The organism is Calditrichota bacterium, from assembly GCA_014359355.1.
Taxonomy (GTDB): domain Bacteria; phylum Zhuqueibacterota; class Zhuqueibacteria; order JANLFK01; family Oleimicrobiaceae; genus Oleimicrobium.
In genome coordinates this window covers 1-20305 of record JACIZP010000346.1, presented here as the reverse complement: position 1 = coordinate 20305, position 20305 = coordinate 1, and the positions used below count along the sequence as shown (strand labels likewise).

15 protein-coding genes are annotated in these 20305 nt (G+C 61.3%); 6 read left to right on the top strand and 9 right to left on the bottom strand.

The genetic code is table 11. The features are described 5' to 3' along the window. Nucleotides 1-6: 6 nt before the first annotated feature. The 9 genes from H5U38_14665 to glmM all read right to left on the bottom strand — a co-directional run bounded on the left by H5U38_14665 (nt 7) and on the right by glmM (nt 10345). Nucleotides 7-1998 carry a Na+:solute symporter gene (locus H5U38_14665; GenBank protein ID MBC7188264.1) on the bottom strand — a complete coding sequence of 664 codons (1992 nt, stop codon included), beginning with the start codon at nt 1996-1998 and terminating at the stop codon, nt 7-9. A 262-nt stretch (nt 1999-2260) separates the two neighbouring features. Further along, complete coding sequence (locus H5U38_14660) at nt 2261-2803, bottom strand: GNAT family N-acetyltransferase (GenBank protein ID MBC7188263.1); 543 nt, start codon at nt 2801-2803, stop codon at nt 2261-2263. A gap of 36 nt (nt 2804-2839) precedes the next feature. Next, complete coding sequence (locus H5U38_14655) at nt 2840-4765, bottom strand: sodium:solute symporter (GenBank protein ID MBC7188262.1); 1926 nt, start codon at nt 4763-4765, stop codon at nt 2840-2842. A 290-nt stretch (nt 4766-5055) separates the two neighbouring features. After that, a complete protein-coding gene (locus tag H5U38_14650) occupies nt 5056-5352 on the bottom strand; it encodes a hypothetical protein (protein ID MBC7188261.1) in 297 nt (98 codons plus the stop codon). A gap of 82 nt (nt 5353-5434) precedes the next feature. Beyond that, nucleotides 5435-6322 carry an SPFH/Band 7/PHB domain protein gene (locus H5U38_14645; GenBank protein MBC7188260.1) on the bottom strand — a complete coding sequence of 296 codons (888 nt, stop codon included), beginning with the start codon at nt 6320-6322 and terminating at the stop codon, nt 5435-5437. 1 nt (nt 6323) lies between these two features. After that, nucleotides 6324-6770 carry an NfeD family protein gene (locus H5U38_14640; protein MBC7188259.1) on the bottom strand — a complete coding sequence of 149 codons (447 nt, stop codon included), beginning with the start codon at nt 6768-6770 and terminating at the stop codon, nt 6324-6326. Continuing rightward, entirely contained in the window at nt 6767-8134 is a 1368-nt protein-coding gene (locus H5U38_14635) for a thymidine phosphorylase (protein MBC7188258.1), read from the bottom strand. The genes H5U38_14640 and H5U38_14635 overlap by 4 nt, the downstream gene beginning before the upstream one ends. 4 nt (nt 8135-8138) lie before the next feature. Beyond that, nucleotides 8139-8990 (bottom strand): deoxyribose-phosphate aldolase, encoded by an 852-nt coding sequence (deoC, locus tag H5U38_14630; GenBank protein MBC7188257.1) that lies wholly within the window; start codon nt 8988-8990, stop codon nt 8139-8141. 8 nt (nt 8991-8998) lie between these two features. Then, a complete protein-coding gene (gene glmM, locus H5U38_14625) occupies nt 8999-10345 on the bottom strand; it encodes a phosphoglucosamine mutase (GenBank protein MBC7188256.1) in 1347 nt (448 codons plus the stop codon). A gap of 238 nt (nt 10346-10583) precedes the next feature. On the opposite strand from glmM, the gene H5U38_14620 reads away from it, so the two are divergent. From H5U38_14620 to H5U38_14595, 6 genes are all read left to right on the top strand, one after another. Continuing rightward, on the top strand, nt 10584-11639 hold the full coding sequence (locus H5U38_14620) for a glycoside hydrolase family 5 protein (protein ID MBC7188255.1): 1056 nt from the start codon (nt 10584-10586) through the stop codon (nt 11637-11639). Between the two features lie 439 nt (nt 11640-12078). Then, nucleotides 12079-13041, top strand: a complete 963-nt coding sequence (locus H5U38_14615) for an MBL fold metallo-hydrolase (GenBank protein ID MBC7188254.1) — start codon at nt 12079-12081, stop codon at nt 13039-13041. A 63-nt stretch (nt 13042-13104) separates the two neighbouring features. After that, complete coding sequence (locus H5U38_14610; protein MBC7188253.1) at nt 13105-15636, top strand: DEAD/DEAH box helicase; 2532 nt, start codon at nt 13105-13107, stop codon at nt 15634-15636. A gap of 279 nt (nt 15637-15915) precedes the next feature. After that, on the top strand, nt 15916-17511 hold the full coding sequence (locus tag H5U38_14605; protein MBC7188252.1) for a T9SS type A sorting domain-containing protein: 1596 nt from the start codon (nt 15916-15918) through the stop codon (nt 17509-17511). A 15-nt stretch (nt 17512-17526) separates the two neighbouring features. Continuing rightward, nucleotides 17527-19050: a T9SS type A sorting domain-containing protein gene (locus H5U38_14600; protein MBC7188251.1), complete on the top strand. Its 1524-nt coding sequence runs from the start codon at nt 17527-17529 to the stop codon at nt 19048-19050. Between the two features lie 605 nt (nt 19051-19655). Further along, the coding region (locus H5U38_14595; GenBank protein ID MBC7188250.1) for a GTP-binding protein at nt 19656-20305 on the top strand (650 nt) is incomplete at its 3' end.

Sequence of the window (20305 nt, the reverse complement as noted above, 5' to 3'; positions counted from 1 at the left end):
GAGCGGCTACCGAACCGGCTCTGCCCATCGCTCGTGCGCCAATAGCCTGGCCACCCCCCAGAAACACACCGCCGTCAACGCGAGAAGAGCCAGGCCTATCGCAGTCGCTCCCAGGACCAACTTGCCAATGCCCATGAGTGCCGCGTACACTGCCACTATGCCCAGGAGGGCGCCAAGCACATTGCGGCGATTGAAAAGGCTCTCGGCGACACTCTCCTGCGCTGGTGGTCCCTGGGCCATGGCGGCGACCTTCTTCCACCCGGGGCCTCCTGGCTGCACCCGCCGGTAGAATTCCAGCAGATTGGCCATGTCCACGGGCTTGGTCACAAGCGTGGTGGTGAGCCAGACGACGAGCGACACAGGGACTGTGTAGAGCAGCGTCCAGGGGAACTGCCGGGCTGGCAGCGTGAACTTGCTCACTACCCACAAGGCGACGAATCCCGAGAGCAGCGCAGCGACAACGCCTCCCCAGTTTTCCTGGGCTTCGCCTGGCTTGGTCAGAACGAACCACGCCAGCACCGCCAGGGTCAGCCCGACCGCCGTTTGCAACACCAGGCGCACGGTGGTCACGTTGGGCACGAACAGCACCAACGCTACCACCGCCAGGATGGCGAGGATGGCCGACATTTCCGACCAGGCGTTTACTCGCCACCAATACCACCTGCAGATGTACACGATGCCGATCCCCGCGACGATTGCCGAAAACAGCAGCCACGCCTTGAAGATGTCGTTCATGAGAAAGGTCACCGCGCCGCCGAGAATCGCCATGAGGGCAGTGGCCAGCACGCCCATCACCACGTAGTGACGCTCGTTGGCGTGCCGCCGCACGAAGGGCCTGTAGAAGTCGTTGACCAGGTAGGAAGCACCCCAATTGATCTGCGTGGCGATGGTGGACATGAAGGCCGCCAAAAACGAGGCAAGCATCAGGCCCAAAAGGCCCGGCCGCAGGAGGTCCAGCATCACCGCGATGTACCCCACCTCCGGGTCAGGCGCGTTCGTATGCGGATTGATGATGCCCGGGAAGCGCACCGCGGCCACGATGCCCACCACAATCCACGGCCAAGGACGCAGGCAAAAGTGGGCGATGTTGAACCACAGGTAACCCAGAAACGCGTGGCGCTCGTTCTTTGCGGAAATCATCCGCTGGGCAAAATAGGCCCCGCCATCGGTGTTGCCCACCGTCCACCAGAGGAGCAGAATGTAGAGAAGGAAGATGGAAAAGTCCTGGCCACTGGCAGTGGAGGGGACGACGCTGAGCATGGAGGCCGCCTTCTGAGGCCCGTACAGCCGAGGGAGCTCGCTGAGCAGCGTGCCCATCCCGCCAACGTGGGCGACGGCGTAGATCGCCAGAAAGATAGTCATCCCCATGGCCAAGAAGAACTGGAAAAAGTCGGTCACCAACACCCCCCACAGGCCCGAGACGGCCGAGTAGAGCATGGTAATCAAGATGCACGCCGGCACGGCGATGTTCTTCGGGATGTTGAAGGTGAGACCCATGATCTTGGTCATGGACAGGTTGACCCACCCCATGATCAGGCAGTTGTACGGCAGGGCAAAGTAGAGGGCGCGGAAGCCGCGCAGGATGCGCGCCGGTCGACCGGAATAGCGCAGGCTCACCAGCTCGGTGTCGGTGATGATGCGCGCCCGTCGCCACAGCCGCGAGAAGAAGAACACCCCGATGACGAACATGGGCACCTGCGACCACCAGAACCAGTTCCCCCAGATGCCTTGCTTCACCACAAGTCCGCTGATGGCCAGTGGCGTGTCGGCGGCGAAAGTCGTGGCGACCATCGACGTGCCCAGCAGCCACCATGGCACACCCTGGCCCGAGGCAAAGTAGTCGGCCATGGTACGCGTGCCCCGCCGGGAAAAGTAGAGCCCTATCAGCACCGAAAGCACAAGGAAAGCGACGATGATCCCCCAGTCCAGCAGAGTGAGTTGCCGGGCAAAGGAGAAACGAGTGGTCATCTCCAGCGCGTTGGCGGCTTGTTCTGCCATGGAGGTTCCTTTGTCGTTTTCAACGTCTCACCTTCGCAATGCGCCGCTATCTTGGCGGCACGGCCTCGCGGTGACTCCCACCGCATGAAACTAATGGGCAATGCACCAGCCTGGAGGCCCGAGACACGAGCTGCAGCCGCTCGTCCGACAGGCGCGAGAGCACGCCATGGGCGGGGCCACACGCACTTCGCATGAGTCCAACGCCAAGCAGCTGCACAGAGCGCTCACCTCTCCACCCTGTCGTCTCAGGCTCAAGCCTGCGCTACTTCTGCCAATCCTCCCGCAGGATGCCCATCACCCAGAAATCCACGTACCCGCCGCGCCGGTACATAGCCTGACGCAATACGCCCTCCTTCACGAAACCGGCCTTCTCATAGATGCGAATGGCTGGCGCGTTTTCTGCACAGACATGCAGCTGAATACGGTGGAGATTCAAGGTGGCAAACGCATAGTCGACCATGAGCCGCGTTGCCTCGCCGCCATAGCCCTTCGACCAAGCGCTGGGGTCAAGCAGCGCCAGGTAGAAGACAGCGGCGCGGCTCACATAGTCCACGCGGAAAAAGGCCGTGACCCCCACCGCCTGAGGCGGCTCATTGCTGCAAATGGTGAACAGAATCGCCTCGCGGCTCTCCAGCTGACGGCTGAGGCGCGCCCGCAGTGCCTCGCGCGTTTCAGGAAAGGCCAGAAACAAGGCATCCCGCACCACGGGGTCATTCTCCCCGCGATAGAACAGCTCCAGGTCGGCATCAAGGTCAACCGGCCTGAGATGGACTCGCTCGCCCCTCAGAAAGACCGCGTTTTGCATGGGCAATCCACCTCCCAGCCAGCGGTGAAGCATTTCTCACAGCAAGCCTCGACGCAGCGCCTCGCGCTTGACAGGACCCCAGAAGCCGATTGGCCGCGACATCACGTAATACTTCACCAGGTGGTCCATGTCCTCGGGTTTGGTCAGCAAGGTGACCGGCACGTAGATGAGGGCATTGAGGACGATCAGCGACCAAAACTGCAAATAGTCGGGCAGCTCAGGGATGACCCCAAAGCGTGGCAGCACCCAGACCACCAACCAGCTCAAGCCCAAATTGGCCACCCAAGCGCTCAGATATCCCCACGAATTAAATCGCCACCAGATGACCTGGAGGATGTTCGGCAACCATACGCCCGCCGCCATGATCCACAGGGCGAAGATTAGCCACGCCGTAATCTCCTCGCCGATGATGAGGCCGAAGACGAAGGAGCCTCCCAGGACGACGAGCGTGGCAATGCGTCCTACCCACACTAGCCGCCGCTCGCTCGCCTGCGGGTTGACGTAGTGGTGGTAAAAGTCGCGCGTAGCATACATGGCGCCCAGATTCAGGTGCGTGGAGATGGTCGACAAGTGGATGGCCAGAATCCCGGCGAAAAAGAAGCCCACCATTCCCACCGGCAGGTACTTGAAGCCGATGATGTACCAGCTCATCTCATAGTCCTTTTGCGCCGCGATGTGCGGGAAGAGCACGAAGAAGCCGAGTACGGCCACCGCCCACATGGCGTTGCGGATGAGCGTGGCCAGCGTGCCTGCCCAGATGGAGTACGAGGCGTCGCGCACGGTTCTTGCCGACTGGATGCGTTGCGCCTCCGTGTACCAGTCGATGCTGGTACCCATGCCAAAACCCCCCAGGAGTGCCACCACCAACATGGTGATGAACCACGCCACCGGAAACTGTCCGCGGAACATGCCGGTGAAGCTCAATGGATTCAGCCGCCAGCGCTGGCCTTGGTAGTGGCTCTGCTCCACCGTCTGCCAAGTGAGCCCACCGTCCAAGGACGCTTCCACTTTCACCAAGCGACGGGCGCGCTGCGGAGCCCAGACAATGTTGATGGCCTCGCCTGCGCACACGGTGTCGTTCACCGCAGGATAGAGCACTTGACCAGGCGCAGCCTCCTCGTAAAGCGCCGCCTTGGCCCGCTGATTGGCTGGGCCTTGTGGGCTCATTTCCCCTCTGGGCACAACCACGAAACTGCCCTGGCAGGAAGCAAGCACCTCCTCCGTCGCTGCGTCCTTGACACGCACGCAGCCCGTTGCCACCGGCTCGCGCACCTCCGGTACCGTCCAGGTACAACTGCTGTTCATGCCTTGCAGCCGCTTGACGATAGTGCGCGGCCCGCCGGCTGCCGCAACTCCCCAGGCAGACACCATGGTGATCATGATAAACGCAATAACCCCCTGCTGAAAATCTGCCATGACCACCCCCCAATAGCCTGCGGCCAGCACGTAGATGACACACACCGACGAGAACGTAACGAGCCCAACCCAGAGTGGCCAGCCGAAGAAGACGTTACACAGCTTGCCCATGGCAATGCCGACCCAGCCGAGGATGAACATGTTCATGAAGACCTGCCAGCCGGCTACCCACCCGCGCAACATCTCGCTGCCCAGCCCACCGAAGCGCAGACTCTGCCACTCCGCCTGGCTATAGGCCAGCGAACGGCGAAAGATCCGCGCGGAAACGAAAGCACTGACCGCCGCCCACGCGCAGAAGAAGGTGTACCAAAGCCCTGCCAGGCCATACTTGTAAATGACGCCACCAATCCAGATGGGTGTGTCGGTAGCGGTGTGGGTAGCGTAGACTGAAGAGGCAGGCAACCACCATGGCAATCCCCGACCAGCCAGAAAAAAATCGGACTGCGAACGCTTGCCAAGTCGGTAGAAGAAAACCCCGCAGACTACCATCAGGAGGGTGAAGAGCAACAACCAAAGCCAATCCAAGGGGGCGAAGAGACTCGTCATGGCCGTGCCTCCTTATGCACCGGAAGTGGCAGTTCTGTGGACTATATGCCTTTCATGAACCGTTTGATGAGCATGTAGGTCAGCAAAAACGAGACAAGGAAGACCCCCGCAGGCAGCACAGCACCAAGGATAGGACTCCCCAAACGTGCAGGTTCGAGCAGCTCAGCCATTGTGCGCTTCTCCTTGCTGGCGACCACGGTATTTGCGGTAGTAAAAATACGCAAAGATCATCCCCACGAGAGATGCCCCGTAGGCGATGGTCATGCCGAGGACCACTGCCAATCCTCTGCTCATGCCGATTCCTCCCAGCGCTGAATGCGCTCAAGATCCTTGAGATGTCCCTTCTGCTTCCTCTCGTACTCGGTGGAAATAACCCGCAGCTTGGGGTCGATGACCCAGTACATGAGCGCGGTGAAAGCAATGCCGGCCGCCAGGATGACAAAACCCCATGGCAGCAGGAGAAGGCTGAGCGCCACCCCTACCACCATGCACGTATAGGACAGGGCAGAAAACAGCATGGCGATCCAGTCTTCTCTGCTCCATTCGTCTGCCTGGCGCGGCGTCCACGCACGGCGAATAAGTGGCATCGCAATTCCTCCCGATATGGTTTTGCACCAACTACCGCGACGGCCAGCGCGAGGTCGGTCAACTGCACAGCGAGCAAGGCGTTTACTTTGCCGGCGGCTGACCGGCAACCCTTTCCTTCAGAATCTCTGCCACCCCGGCGATGCTGCTCAGCACTCCGGAGGCCTCATACGGCAGGAAGATCTTGGTCGCCTGGCCGTCGGCTATTTTCTGCAGTGCTTCCAGGTAGCGGATGGCAATGAGATCCTTGGTAGGCTGGCCGCGGTGGATGGCGCCGAACACCGTCTCGATTGCCTCGGCTTCGCCCTGGGCCACGGTGACTTTCTGGTAGCGTTGAGCGTCGGCTACCTTCTTGATGGCCTCTGCTTCGCCCTCTGCCCTGAGGATGGCCGACCGCTTCTGGCCTTCCGCTTCCAAGATCATGGCGCGTCGTTCACGCTCCGCCTTCATCTGCCGGTGCATCGCCTCGGTGACGTCGGCAGGCGGCTCGATGCGCTGCAATTCGACTCTGGTAACGCGCGTCCCCCACTTGTCGGTGGCGTCATCGAGGATCTGCCGCAGTTTGGTGTTGATCACCTCACGCGAAGTGAGCGACTCGTCCAGAGCCAGGTCGCCGACCAGATTACGCAGGTTGGTCTGGGCCAGCTTGGTGGCAGCGATGTAAAAGTTCGAAACGTTGTAGGTCACCTTCACTGGGTCGGTCACTTCGTAGTAGACAACGGCATCCACCTGGACGACGACGTTGTCTTTGGTAATCACTGCTTGAGGCGGCACATCGACCACCTGCTCGCGCATGTCCACCTTGATCATCTTCTCCAGAAAAGGGATGATCACGGTGAGCCCGCTATCGGCGGTGCGCTGGTACTTGCCGAGGCGCTCGATGAGCCCCTTCTCCCAAGGACGGACGATCTTTATGCCGGTGGCCGCAATGATGAACACGACCAACGCCGCGAGGACGAAGAGAACAGTCATGTCACCTCCCATTCTGCTTTTTCCGGACGACCAGATGCGCGCCCTCCACGCGCAGCACCTCAACTCTTGTGCCGGCAGGGAGCATCTCGTCATCGGCGCTGCTGGCGCGCCATTCTTCTTTGGCCACGCGCACCATGCCGGTGTTCTTCACATTGTCCACCTCCTGCACGACCAGGCCGGTCTGCCCCACTAACCGATCTGCCCCGATACCTGGGCTCTGCGATCTCGTCACGCGGCGGGCCAACCTGCGGGAAAGGGGTACCAACGCCGCGGAGGTCACCACGAAGGCCCCCCACTGCCAGGCCGGACCAAGGCCGACGTAGGCCAGCACCGCAGCCACCAGTGCGCCCGCCGCGAACAGGATGATGAAGAAGCCTGAGGTGAATATCTCGGCCACCACGAAGAGCGCGGCCAAAAACAGCCAAATGAGCCACGCACCGTGATTCATTGCTCTTCTCCCTTATGGAATTTGGCGAATGACGCCTCTGGCCAGGGACGGGCACCATGCTCATCGATCAGCGCTTGAATCAGAGGGGGCGGAGAGACCTGCTCCGCGGAGATGCGGAACGCCTCGCGCACTATGCGGGCGGCCTCGTCGAGCGCTGTGCTTTTGTTGGAGTAAAGAGACGCAAGCACATCTCCCACATGCACGGGTTCACCCACTTTCTTGTGCAAAACCACTCCGGCGTTGTAGTCGATGGCATCCTCCACCACCTGTCGTCCGCCGCCCAGCAGACAGACAGCCTCCCCAACGGCTCGCGCATCGATGGCACTCACAAAGCCCTCGCGCAAGCTATGCACTTCCCCTTCGCAACGCGGCGCTGGATATGAGTCGGGATCATCGATCACGGCCCGGTCGCCCCCTTGCGCCTCCACCATGCGGAGGAACCGCTCATAGGCCTCCCCGCTGGCCAGAACCTGGCGCAGCCTCCCATACGCTTCGTCCCACGAACTGCAGCGCCCCGCTAACAGCAGCATGACGGCCCCCAGCGCGAGGGTGACTTCCATCACGTCTGGGACCCCTTCTCCCCGTAAGCAAAGAATGGCTTCCTTCGTCTCCAGCCAGGTGCCGACCATGTGGCCCAAAGGCTGCTCCATGCTGGTGAGCAACGCCACCGTCGGCAAGCTGTGTTCCTGTGCCGTCGATACCAGGGAGCGCGCCAGTGCCTCCGCCTGTTCATGCTCTTGGAAGAAAGCGCCCTTGCCTGTCTTCACATCCAGGACAAGGCCGTCTATCCCCTCCGCCAGCTTCTTGCTGAGGATACTGGCCGTCACCAGGGGGATGGAGTCAACCGTGGCTGTGGCGTCGCGCAGGGCATACATTCTGCGGTCGGCTGGCACCAGGCGAGCAGTTTGTCCGGCGATAAACAGCCCCACCTCCTGCAGTTGCTCGGCCAGAGCTTCTGGTTCGAGGTCAGTACGAAGACCAGGGATGGCCTCTAACTTGTCCAAGGTGCCGCCTGTGTGTCCCAACCCTCGTCCCGAAATCATCGGAACTTTCACGCCGGCGGCAGCCACCAGTGGGGCTAACACCAGCGACACTTTGTCGCCCACGCCGCCGGTGCTGTGTTTGTCCACTTTGGGGCCCGGGACATTGGCAAAGTTCAACACCTCTCCAGAATGCAGCATGATCTCGGTGAGCCAGGCGGTCTCTTGGGTGTCCATGCCGCGCAGGAAAATGGCCATTAGCAAGGCAGCCATCTGGTAGTCAGGGATACGACCTTTGACATAGCCCCGGACAAAGTAGTCGATCTCCTCGCGGGTGAGTTTGTGGCCGTCTCGTTTGCGGCTGATGATGTCGCGGGCGGTCATACGCTCAGGAGGTAGGCTGCTGGCCGGATACGATGCTGACGCTGGCGCTGGCGCCAATGCGATTTGCTCCTGCCGCGACCATGGCCTGGGCGGCCTCCAGGTCACGGATGCCCCCGGCGGCTTTCACCCCCATGCTGCTCCCCACCACCCGCCGCATAAGGGCCACATCGGCGGCCGTGGCCCCGCCCGTGCTGAAACCCGTGGAAGTCTTCACAAAATGTGCCCCGGCCCTCTGCGCTAACAGACAGGCGTAGATTTTCTCCCGATCGGTGAGCAGGCATGCCTCGATGATGACTTTGACGTGGGCGGGAGCTGCCGCCCGCACTACGCCGCGAATGTCCTCCTCCACGTAGCGGTGCTCGCCGGACTTGAGCATGCCGATATTCATGACCATGTCAATTTCGTCGGCGCCGTCTTGCACCGCGCGAGCCGCCTCCATTGCCTTGACCCGCATGACATTGGCACCCAGAGGAAAGCCCACCACCGAACAGACCAAGACCCCCGACCCCCGTACGGCTGAGGCACACAACTTCACCCAACACGGGTTGACGCAGACGCTGGCAAAGCCGTATTGCACCGCCTCTTCGCACAATCGCACTATCTGCTCTCTGCTTGCGTCAGGCTTCAGCAAGGTGTGGTCGATCAGTTTTGCCAGCTCGGCGGCCGGCCTGGCAATCCCCAAACCTGCTCCTATTCGCGACGCACCACTGCGCACGATGGCTTCCACCGCCGCAGGGTTCCGCACGCTGCACTGCTGGCAGTTAGTGCAGGTGCCCGTGGTGACTTCGCTGCAGGGAGACGAGGCTTCTGCCACGCGCTCCACCAAGCTTTGCACGTTGTCAGATATGGTCGCCATACCCTTCCCTATGCCAAGAGCCGGTCAATCTCCGCCTTCATCTCATCGACGAGGGACTGGGCCTGCGCGGCGCTCGGCGCCTCTGCAATGATGCGAATAATCGGCTCGGTGTTTGATGGGCGTACGTGGACCCACGATCGCTCGGAGAGGACCTTCACGCCATCGAGCAGGTCCAACATTCCGCCGCGATGTTCCTGGGCAAGCCTTTGCACGATTGCTCCTGGATTCACCCCCGCGGCCAGTTCGACCCTGTCTTTGACCATCTCGTACTGCGGCAAGGTTGCGTTGAGCTCCGAGATGGTGCCGCCGAACTCCACCAGATGCTGGAGGGTCAGCGCAACACCCACGGGGGCGTCGCGGCCCAGGTGGAGCTCCGGCAACATGACCCCCCCGTTGCCCTCGCCGGCAATCACCGCGCCTACCTCGCGCGCCTTCAGCGCGACGTTGACCTCCCCGACTTTGGCCCGCACCACCTCGGCTCCATGCGCCGCTGCCACATCGTCGATGGCGCGGGTGGTCGAAGCGTTCACCACCACCTTGCCCGGGCGTTTACTGAGGATGAGCTTGACCGCCAGCACCAGCGTATAGTCCTCGCCCAGCGGTTGCCCCTTTTCCGAGACAATGGCAAGTCGGTCCACATCTGGGTCCACGGCAAAGCCGATGTCGGCACCCAAAGAGCGCACCGCGGCACACAATTCCGTGAGGTTCTCCGGCCGTGGCTCAGGATTGCGCGGAAACAGCCCGGTCGGTTCTCGGTAGAGGAAATGCGCCTCGCAGCCCAGCCGCTCGCACAGCAGGGGCATGATCACGCCACCCGCCCCGTGGCAACAATCCACCACCACGCGAAATCTTCTGCGTCGGATGGCTGCCACATCAAGCACGGAGATCTTTTCTATGGCTTCGACGTGGTCGGCGACCGCACGCTCATAGAACCGCACCTTGCCCACGCGGTCCCAGGTGGCCAACGGGATGGGCCCCTGGCGCACGAGCCTGTTCACCTCCTCCCCTTGCTCGGGACCAACGAAGAGGCCGTCGCTCGCGACCAACTTCAAGGCATTCCATTGAATGGGATTGTGGCTGGCCGTGACCACTATGCCGCCGCTGGCCCGAAGCCTTTCTACGGCCAGTTGCGTGGTCGGCGTAGGCACAATGCCGAGATCGATGACATCCCGGCCCACCGAGAGCAGGCCGGCACAGACGGCATGTCTGACCATCTCTCCCGTCACCCGGGAGTCTCTGCCCACCACTACTGCGCCATCCCCCACCATGGTGCCGAACGCCTGCGCATAGCGGAGCACTACCTCTGGCGTCAGACTCCCGCCCACGGTGCCACGGATGCCGGACACAGACACCATCAATCTTTCGCTGCTCACGATTATGACTCCCTTTGCTGCTTTTCACGAATTTGAGCGTCCTCAAGATAAACAATTTGTCCTGAAAACGCAACGAATTTTTGCCGGACTGCAGCCGTCCGCGTCCTGCTGACCCAGTGTGGGGAACAGATTTCACTTGACTATCTGGCCTGCCGCTCCTATATTGCCTGTGGATCAGCAAATTGATTGCAATGCCCGCCGCAAATGGGAGGGAAGAGCGATGCACAGGAGTCTCCGGAAGGTTGTTGCCACCCTGTTGGCTCTCGGCTGCTTGTGCTGCTGCGCGAGGGACAAGAGTCCACTGCAGACACAAGTTCCGCCTACCCCCGGGCAGTCCCCACTGGACCCCTTCGTCCAGAATACCCTTTTGGCCAGAGGGGTGAATTTGGGCAATGCGCTCGAGGCCCCCAATGAAGGCGACTGGGGTGTGGTGCTCGAGGAGAGGTATTTCCAGCTGATCAAGGAGGCGGGATTCACTGCGGTGAGGATTCCCGTGCGCTGGTCCGCGCACGCCTCCAACAAGGCGCCGTTTCTCATCGACCCGGCTTTTGTAGAGCGCGTGGATTGGGCGGTTAACCAGGCTCTGCACCGCGGCTTGGCAGTGGTGCTGAACATCCACCACTATGAGGAAATGATGGAAGACCCGACCGGCCACAAGGAGCGATTCCTCTCCCTGTGGCGGCAGATTGCTCAGCGTTACCGAGACTACCCTGCCGAGCTCTTCTTCGAACTTCTCAACGAGCCGAACGGCAATCTGACGGCTGAGGTGTGGAACACCCTCTTGCCGGAGGCTATCGCCGCGGTGCGGGCCAGCAATCCTTATCGCATCCTGATCATCGGCCCAGGGCAGTGGAACGCAGTGGGCGCGCTGGAGTCTCTGCGCCTCCCTGAGGACGAGAGAGGGATCATCGTCACTTTCCACTACTATAACCCCTTCCAGTTCACCCACCAGGGTGCAGAGTGGGTGCAGGGGAGCCAGGCGTGGTTGGGCACGACCTGGACCGGCACCCCGCAGCAGAAGAACGCCATTGAGCTGGAATTTGTGCGGGCCAAGCTGTGGGCCGAGCAGCACAATCGCCCTCTGTTCGTCGGCGAGTTCGGTGCCTACAGCAAGGCGGACATGAACTCCCGCGCCCTGTGGACGGGCTTTGTCGCCAGGCAGGCAGAAAAGTACGGCATGAGCTGGTGCTATTGGGAGTTCTGCGCCGGTTTCGGCGTCTATGACCGCAATGCCAACGACTGGCACTACCCCTTGCTGCGCGCGCTCATCCCTTGATGAGCAAGGAGGCCGCTTGCCAATGGGGCTGCTATCCAGGAGAGACCCCGCCACACGCGGCTCACTGCGGCATAGCTTGTCGCAGGCCTCGCTCCGAAGGGCGGTCTCGCGCTGAGGCGCCGGCGCAAGGGAGCCTGACGCGCAAACTCATCATTCATTTCGCACAGATGGCGGCGGAGCTCCCTTCGGTGGCAGACGTGCGCTTGAACAAATGCCTTTGCACCCTAAGAGGGATCCCGCACACCTCCTCTGAGGCCCGCCATCAAACCGAGTGGTTACGCTCTTCACAAACGTGGAGACGGGTCACCTCAGCACCGCGCAAAAACCGTTTGTTTTGTTCGCAGAGTTCCGTATATTTCTCGTTGCATCGAGGCACAAGACCGCCTCGAAGTACCCTGTCGTTACTCACCATGCTGTGTACCATCGACGGAGGACTTGCTTGTTTACCTACGACCGGGGCATTCGTCTATCCGGCTCGGAGCTCTGGTTGGACGCCGAGCACAAAGTCGACTTTTCGTACATTTCGCATGGACACGCCGACCACCTGAAGAGCCACAATCGCATCATTGCCACTGCGCCTACTGCCCGCTTTTTCCAACAGCGCCAGAGACAGGTGCAGGTGCAGGAGTTGGCCTATCGCCAACCGTTCGAGCTGGACGGCTTCACCATCGAGCTCTTCCCCTCGGGGCACATCCTTGGCTCCTCCATGATCCGCATCGAACGCAACGGGGTCAGCCTCTTGTACACGGGGGACTTTAAACTTCGCGAGAGCGCTACTGCCGAATCGATCGAGATCCCACAAGCCGACATCCTCATCATGGAGTGCACTTTTGGCAAGCCAGAATACAGGTTCGTGGACCGGGACACTCTGATCGCGGGACTGGTGCATTTTGTGGAGGAAACGCTCCTCTGGGGAGCCGTGCCGGCGATTCTTGCATACTCTTTGGGCAAGGGGCAGGAAGCCATGAAGCTTCTGGGCGACCATGGGTTTCGCGTGAAAGCCTGGCCGGCGATGTGGGAGCTGGCACTGATCTACCGGGAGTTTGGTATCGAATTCAACAACTGCGAACCATGGGACTATGGCTCGTTGCGCGGTGAGGTGCTGGTCATCCCGCCGCAGGCTCTGCGCTACCGCTCGGTAGGTTCTATTCCCCGACTGCGCACGCTGCTCCTGTCGGGATGGGCAGCAGACCCGGCTGCCAAGTACCGCTATGGAGCCGACGAGGCGCTGCCCTTCAGCGACCACGCCGACTTTGACGAACTCATCGAATTCGTGCGCAAGGTGCGGCCAAAACAGGTCTTCACCACCCACGGATTCTCTGAATTCCCGGCGTATCTGCGCGCCGAAGGATTTGCCGCTCAGGAGCTGGGCAGCGGAGAGCAGCAGCTTTCGCTCCTGTGATGCGCTAAGTTGCAGGGTGCCCCGCCTCTCTTCCGGCACGTCAGATCGCTGAGATGCGACGATATGGCTGTGGTTGAGGTTACAGACTACCTTTGCGAGGAGGCCGCCGCTACTATTCGCCAGGCGATAGCCGATGCCGGCGGGAACGAGGTCTTTTTCCTCGGTGAGGCGGAAGATGATGGCACGGTGCGCCAGGTGCGGGTGCTGGCTCGCGGCAACCAGGAAGCCGTGCCGGCAGCGACGCGCTTAGCAAAGCCCGGCGACGTGGTCATCCACAACCACCCGTATGGCCCTCTCACCCCTTCCGACGCCGATCTGGCGGTGGCCTCGCGCGTAGGCCAGCTCGGCGTGGCCTTCTACATCGTCAACAACGAGGTTGACGAGATCTACGTGGTGGTCGAGCCGAGCCCTCCCGAGAAAGAAATCCCCTTAGACCCCGAGGAGATTGCCTCGCTCATCGCGCCCGGTGGACCGATAGCGGCCAAGCTCTCCGGCTACGAAGACCGCCCCCAGCAGGTGGAGATGATCGAGGCGGTGTGCCAGGCCTTCAACGAACACCGATTGGCGGTCATCGAGGCGGGAACCGGCACCGGCAAGACGTTGGCCTATCTGCTGCCGGCCATCTACTGGAGCGTGCGCAACAAGCAGCGCTGTGTGGTCTCCACCCACACCATCAATCTGCAAGAGCAGATTATCAAGAAGGACATCCCCTTCTTGCAGCGGGCGTTGGGCGTAAAGTTTACGGCCGTGCTGGTCAAGGGCCGGGGTAACTACGCCTGCCTCCGCAAGGTGGCCGAGCTTGAGCGCGAACCCGAGTTGCTCCTCAACGAAGAGAACGCCGACGAACTGCAAGCGCTTATCGCCTGGACAAAGGTCACCCAGGACGGCAGCAGGGCGGACTTGCCCATGATGCCACGCAGCGAGACGTGGGAAGCCATCGCCTCCGAGAGCGACACGTGCCTACGCGCCAAGTGTCAGCACTTTAACTCCTGCTTTGTGAACCGCGCTCGGCGGCAGGCCGCGCAGGCGCACATTCTGGTCGCCAATCACCACCTGCTCTTTGCCGACCTGGCCGTTCGCAATCAACTCGGTAACACCGGCGAGGCAGCCGTTCTGCCTCCTTACCGGCACATTATCTTTGACGAGGCGCACAACATCGAGGAAGTGGCGAGCAGCTACTTCGGCAGCCGCATCACCCGCGCTGGGCTGGCGCGTATGCTCCGCCGTTTTCATCGCCCGGGGAAAGACGAACATCGAGGGCTTCTCCACCTGGCGCGCGCCAAGGTACACAAGCACAGCGACGTGCTGCCCATGGAGCTCCTGCGGGAAGCCACAAGCCTCATCGAGCGCACTCTGGTGCCGCTGGCGGACCAACTGCTTGAGGACAACAGCGCGACCATGGAGTCGCTCTATCAAATCGTGCGCTCCCAGGCAGAGGAGCAAGAAGGCGAAGCCAAACTGCGCTTAACCCCGATCACGCAGCGACTCCTTCTTGCCGGCGAAGGAGAGGAAAAGGTGCGTGCCCTCTGCGGTGGCCTTCGGCAGTTCGCCAGCAGGACAAGAGATCTCTTGGGGATCCTGGAGCGGGCGAGCAGGTACGTGGAGGAGGACTTTTCCTCCCTGGCCATCGAGCTGCGGGCGGCAAGCGAGCGCCTGGAGGCAGCCGCCGACACCATCGAAGACATCCTCTTTGGCTCCGACGAGACTCACACGCGCTGGATTGAGGTAAAAGCGGGACAGCGAGAAAACATAGTCCGGCTGCTCAGCGCCCCATTGGAAATCGGCCAGATGATGCGGACGGCGGTGTTCGAGCGCTTCCAGACGGTGGTCATGACTTCTGCCACCATGACGGTCGCCGGCAGTTTTGACTTTCTCAATGAGCGCACCGGCGCCGGCTTGGTGGGAAAGCGTCTGGAGCTCATGCTCCCTGCGCCTTTTGACTTCGAGCGACAGGTGTTCCTGGGCGTCCCTTTGGACATTCCTGATCCGCGCGACCATGACTATGCAGCAGCACTGGCCGAGCTCGTGCTGAGGGCGCTGCTCATCTCCGAGGGGCGGGCCTTCGTTCTTTTCACCTCCTATGGCCTCCTCAACAAGATCCACCGCCAATTGGATCCTCTGCTCATGGAGCATGGAATCGTGGCCCTAAAGCAAGGTGCAGACGATCGGCACCGTCTGCTGGAGCGTTTCCGCAGGGACACAACTTCGGTCCTCTTCGGCACCGACAGCTTTTGGCAAGGTGTCGACGTGGAGGGTGAGGCGCTGGAGTCGGTGATTATCACCAAGCTGCCGTTTCAGGTTCCCACTGAACCGCTGGTAGAGGCCCGGGTGGAGGCCATCAAGAACCGGGGCGGCAACCCGTTCACCGAGTACACGGTGCCCTGGGCCACCCTCAAGTTCAAGCAAGGTTTCGGCCGCCTGATTCGCCGCAAGACTGATCGTGGCTGCGTGCTCATTTTCGACAAGCGCGTCGTCCTGAAAAGCTATGGCAGCGTCTTCCTGGGCTCGCTGCCCAAATGCCGGCTCGTCACCGGGTCTGCAGATGAGGTATTCGCTGCGCTGCGCGAGTTCTTCGCCCGGGCCAGGCGGTCTTGAGCTGCACGCAGGGGCAACCTGATGAGACTGCCTATCCCCATGGCCAAGGACGGATCTGCGTTCAGCCTTTTGCGGCGCCGTAGCGCACGCACAGGACCTGGCGCACTTGTGACGGTGGAGGGCGTTGCGCGGCTCACATACGCCGACAGTGGAGCTGTTGCCCGCGACAGGGAGCAATCTTCCACCCCCTCCTCACCATCCCCTCTGCATGCAGTCAGAATGGAGCCATAGAGAAGGCGATTGATCTGCGCCAGGACAAGCGAAAGGAGGTGCGCTGGTATGCGTTCTCTCGGCTGTGTTGCTCTCGTCCTACTGGTGGCGGAGGGTTGGGCCCAGACCACAGTTGACACGCGCCTCGCCTCCGAGGCCGGGGGAGCGCAAGGGATATTCATCCGCATCACTGTGCCGGCAAGCGCCCGTTACGGCTCCCTCGGCGCGCCCGTTGTCATCCATGTTCCGGGCGGCTTTGCCCCGGGAGGCCTTTCTGTCGCGTCGCCGCCCTGGTCGCTGTCGGGCTGTATCGAGATCCGCTTCAACTTCCCGGGTGGCGGCACAGGGGCAACAGCCAGTGGCGGCATCTATGATGAGCGCGGCAGCAACTGCCTGAAGGCTCTCCGCGACATAGTGCGTTTTGCCCTCGGCCTGAGCACCGACACCTCCGGCAGGAGTCTCGCCGAACTGGTCGCTCCCATTGTGCCTCTGAGCACCAATGTCGGCATGGTCGGCTGGTCCAACGGCGGCAATGCCACCCTGGGCGTGGCAGGCGTACACGGGAGCGAGCTCACCGGACTCGCCTGGATCGTGAACTGGGAGTCGCCGGTGGGCGATGGCATGGCCAACGCCGAGTGTGGCGGGCGTCTCGCGAGCCCCTACCCCAATCCTTTGGTCAATCCGGCTTACGATCCCAACAGTGGCATGTGGGACATGAGTTCGTTGACTTGGGACGACACATTGCAGGTAGCTCGCGAGGTGCCTGCGCTGCGCGGGGGGCTGTACTTTGACATCAACCGCAACGGCGCACTGGACACCGGAAGCGATTTTGTCCTCAACCCTCATCTGTGGGGGACCCCCGCTGGGGCAAAGGTCTACTACTCCAACCGCGTCATTCGTGAAGCGGTAGAAAGGCATCTGCTCCCACTGCCACCCCCTTCCCACATTGCTTCGCCTGCGGAGACTGAGGCCTTCTGGCAATATCGCAATGCCGAGGGTTGGCTCTCCGAAGTCGTGCGCTTGCTCCCCCACCTCATGTTCCTGGTTGTCGCCTCAGAGACCGACCACGTGCAGAACGCGCCCGACCACCCACACGTGCTCACTCAGTATGAAGGATTGCGTGCGGCGGGTGCCCGGCTGGTGCGTCTCAACCCCGATCGTGCGTACGTAGAGCACGCCCTTGGGCATGCGGTTCCCTCGGCGGCGGACAACGACGCCTTCGTGCCACTCGATCACCTGACGATCCGCTCGGCACTCGAACCTGACCCCAACTCTCTTCCGACTAATGTCACGGTGGCTGCGGCGATTTACGAGCTGGCCGATCGGACGTTCACCGGCAACACCTTGCCTCAGCTCGACGCAACGCTCACCGGCGTGGAAAAGACTGCTTTCTCCTCGCCACTGGCTCCGCGTCTTTGGCAGAACTATCCGAATCCATTCAGCGCCGCCACCATTTTTGGCTTCTCTCTTGGGCAGGATGCGCACGTCCAACTCGAGGTTTTCGACCTTCTCGGCCGCAGCGTGGCCAAGGTGGTGGATGCAGACCTGCGTGCCGGCGAACACAGTGTTGTCTTGTCCACTGAGGGGCTACCCAGCGGGTCATACCTCTGTCGTCTCCACGCCGGCCCTTTCGTGGTGAGCAAGACGATGCAGATTCTGAGATAACCGGAGGGCACTCCCATGAGATTTCTGCCACCGCTGCTGTTGTTCATCTGCGTAGCGGCAGCAAGCCAAGGCCAGATCAGCTTGTGGGAGCGGCAGTACGGTCGACCCGACCGAGCCGAGTTCGCCACCGGCAGGGTAGTGGAAACTCCGTCAGGCGACTATGTCCTGTGCGGGTTCACCATGGGCGCTACCCCGTGGGACATCGACGGTCTGATCATCAAGCTCTCTGCAAGCGGCGACACGCTGTGGACGCGACAAGTGGGCAGTACCGGACTTGGGGGAGCAGGCGACTTCCTATGGGGAATTGCCCTCGGGCCCAACGACGAACTCCTGCTGACCGGAACCCGCTACCACGCCCCTTTTGGGCGACAGCTCTGGTTCCTCAAGTACGACCAGGACGGCAACTGCCTCATTGACAAGAGGTACGGCGGTAACAAAGAAGACAACGGCAACGAGATTCTCGTGAACTCGGATGGCAGCTACATGATTCTGGGCGACACCGAGTCCTCCGGCACGCAGAACGGCGGCAAGGACGTGTGGCTCCTGAAGCTGGATGCCCAGGGTGACACCCTCTGGACCAGAACCTATGACTTCGGTTTTGAAGACGCCGGGACGGGGATCATTCCCTTCCGGTCTGGCGGTTACCTCCTCACTGCGACGAGCTGCGTTGCCAATTGTGGAAAATTGCTCCAGGAAAGCTTCTGCAGCTATTTTCTTATCGACGCCGCGGGCAATCTGCTCAAACGCCGTGTGTTTGATCAGGGCAAGAGGAACATCTTCAGCCAAGAGGCGGCTACTCAAGACGGCGGCGCCATACTCTGTGGTGCCACCTGCATGAGCGACACTTTTCCCGCCCCTGACGTCTGGCTGGTGAAACTGGACCAGGAGGGGGAGATCAGCTGGAGCAAGACCATCGGTTACCCCCACCGATACGACGGAGGGCTGAGCATTTTCCAGAGCAGAGATGGTGGATATTACCTGGCCGCCTACTCCCAGGGGGTACAGACACCGCAGATGAACTATGACAACTGGTGGCTCCTTCGCCTCACCAGCACAGGCGACACCCTGTGGACGAAGTGGTGGGGGTGGCCGCTCAACGATGACCCCTATTCGATCATCCCGACATGCGATGGCGGAATCCTTATTGCGGGATGGAAAGACGCGAATTCTGACCCCTTCTATTCCATTTCCCTTGGAAATGCGGATCTCTATGTCGCGAAGGTCGACACCTTGGGACGCAGCACAGCCGTGGGGCTTGCTGCGTCCCTGGCACCGAGCGAGTGCTTGTTGGGGCATATTTACCCCAATCCCTTCAACGCCACCGCCACCATGCACATGCTGCTGGCCCATGTGGGCCACGTCACCCTGGAGGTCTTTGACGCCCGCGGCCGAAAGGTAGCAACTCTCCTCAGCGGCGTCTACGAGCCCGGCGACCACGTGGTCCAGTGGGCGGCAGCCGGTCTGCCCAGCGGTCTCTACTTCTGCCGCCTGACTTCGGACCGCAACGTGTCCTGGACAAAGGCACTCCTGGTGAGGTAACCATCCCGACTGGCGCGCGGTAACAAACGAGGACATCACCCCGAACACCAGCCCGCGGCACAGGTTCCCAGTCCACGACGTCGGAGGGCGGCCCCTTTTCGTCCGAGCGGCAGAAGTGCCACCGCCCCGGTGGGACCGTGGCCATTCGGCGCCAGAGTCGCCCAAAGGCTGGGTGTGCGGCTTCCATGCTACGACGAGCATAGGTTTCTGCGGCAAGTCGGTTCTGGCAGCGGCTGCTTTCTGGCGGCGCGTCCTCGATACATCCCACGGCAATCTGCGACTTCGGCACAAGACTGCTACAAGAGAAGCGCCAGCCCTCGGCAGGGTCTGCTGTTGACCCAGGCACACCACGGGGTATGTCGGTTCCTCCACCGGTTGCTTGAGCCCGCCTTAGGATCGAGCCTGCAGCGCTCAGCGTTTTCCGGACGCCACAACCACACACCGGAGCCTCACGACCAAATCCTGCCGTTTCGCAATGCCGAGTGAGCGGATCGCCGGAAGGCCACGTCTATTTACCTCTCGCTCACCTCACGCCGGCACAATGAGGTTGATTTCCTGCATGTTATTTGATAAATTAGGCGCGTCGTTTTGCCGTTGGAGCGTGTATGATCAGTGACAAGATTCGCAACTTTTGCATCATCGCCCACATCGACCATGGCAAGTCGACCCTGGCGGACCGCCTCCTTGAGCTCACCGGCACGCTGAGCAGAGAGGAGATGGTCGACCAGGTGTTGGACAACATGGACTTGGAACGCGAGCGCGGCATCACCATCAAGTCGCATGCCGTGACCATGCACTACACGGCGCGCGACGGGCAGCAGTACACCCTCAACCTTATCGACACCCCTGGCCACGTGGATTTTTCCTACGAGGTTTCGCGCAGCCTGGCAGCCTGCGAAGGGGCCATTCTGGTCGTGGATGCTGCCCAAGGAGTTGAGGCGCAGACCATTAGCAACCTCTATCTGGCCTTGGAAAACGACCTCGAAATCGTGCCAGTCATCAACAAAATCGATCTCTCCAACGCGCAAGTGGAGCTTGTCAAACGCCAGATTGTGGAGATCCTCGGCATCGCCGAGCAAGAGATCCTCCTGGTGAGTGCCAAACACGGCCTCGGCGTAGTCGAGGTGCTGGAGGCAGTTGTTGCTCGCATCCCGCCACCTCGAGGCGACGTCTCGGCTCCTCTTCAGGCGCTCATTTTCGATTCCATGTTCAACAGTTACCGGGGGGCCATTGCCTACGTCTGCGTGGTGAACGG

Coding starts and splice junctions, on each gene's coding strand:
- H5U38_14665 (MBC7188264.1), bottom strand. CDS start 1,998: ATGGCAGAACAAGCCGCCAACGCGCTGGAGATGACCACTCGTTTCTCC.
- H5U38_14660 (MBC7188263.1), bottom strand. CDS start 2,803: ATGCAAAACGCGGTCTTTCTGAGGGGCGAGCGAGTCCATCTCAGGCCG.
- H5U38_14655 (MBC7188262.1), bottom strand. CDS start 4,765: ATGACGAGTCTCTTCGCCCCCTTGGATTGGCTTTGGTTGTTGCTCTTC.
- H5U38_14650 (MBC7188261.1), bottom strand. CDS start 5,352: ATGCCACTTATTCGCCGTGCGTGGACGCCGCGCCAGGCAGACGAATGG.
- H5U38_14645 (MBC7188260.1), bottom strand. CDS start 6,322: ATGACTGTTCTCTTCGTCCTCGCGGCGTTGGTCGTGTTCATCATTGCG.
- H5U38_14640 (MBC7188259.1), bottom strand. CDS start 6,770: ATGAATCACGGTGCGTGGCTCATTTGGCTGTTTTTGGCCGCGCTCTTC.
- H5U38_14635 (MBC7188258.1), bottom strand. CDS start 8,134: ATGACCGCCCGCGACATCATCAGCCGCAAACGAGACGGCCACAAACTC.
- deoC (MBC7188257.1), bottom strand. CDS start 8,990: ATGGCGACCATATCTGACAACGTGCAAAGCTTGGTGGAGCGCGTGGCA.
- glmM (MBC7188256.1), bottom strand. CDS start 10,345: ATGGTGTCTGTGTCCGGCATCCGTGGCACCGTGGGCGGGAGTCTGACG.
- H5U38_14620 (MBC7188255.1), top strand. CDS start 10,584: ATGCACAGGAGTCTCCGGAAGGTTGTTGCCACCCTGTTGGCTCTCGGC.
- H5U38_14610 (MBC7188253.1), top strand. CDS start 13,105: ATGGCTGTGGTTGAGGTTACAGACTACCTTTGCGAGGAGGCCGCCGCT.
- H5U38_14605 (MBC7188252.1), top strand. CDS start 15,916: ATGCGTTCTCTCGGCTGTGTTGCTCTCGTCCTACTGGTGGCGGAGGGT.
- H5U38_14600 (MBC7188251.1), top strand. CDS start 17,527: ATGAGATTTCTGCCACCGCTGCTGTTGTTCATCTGCGTAGCGGCAGCA.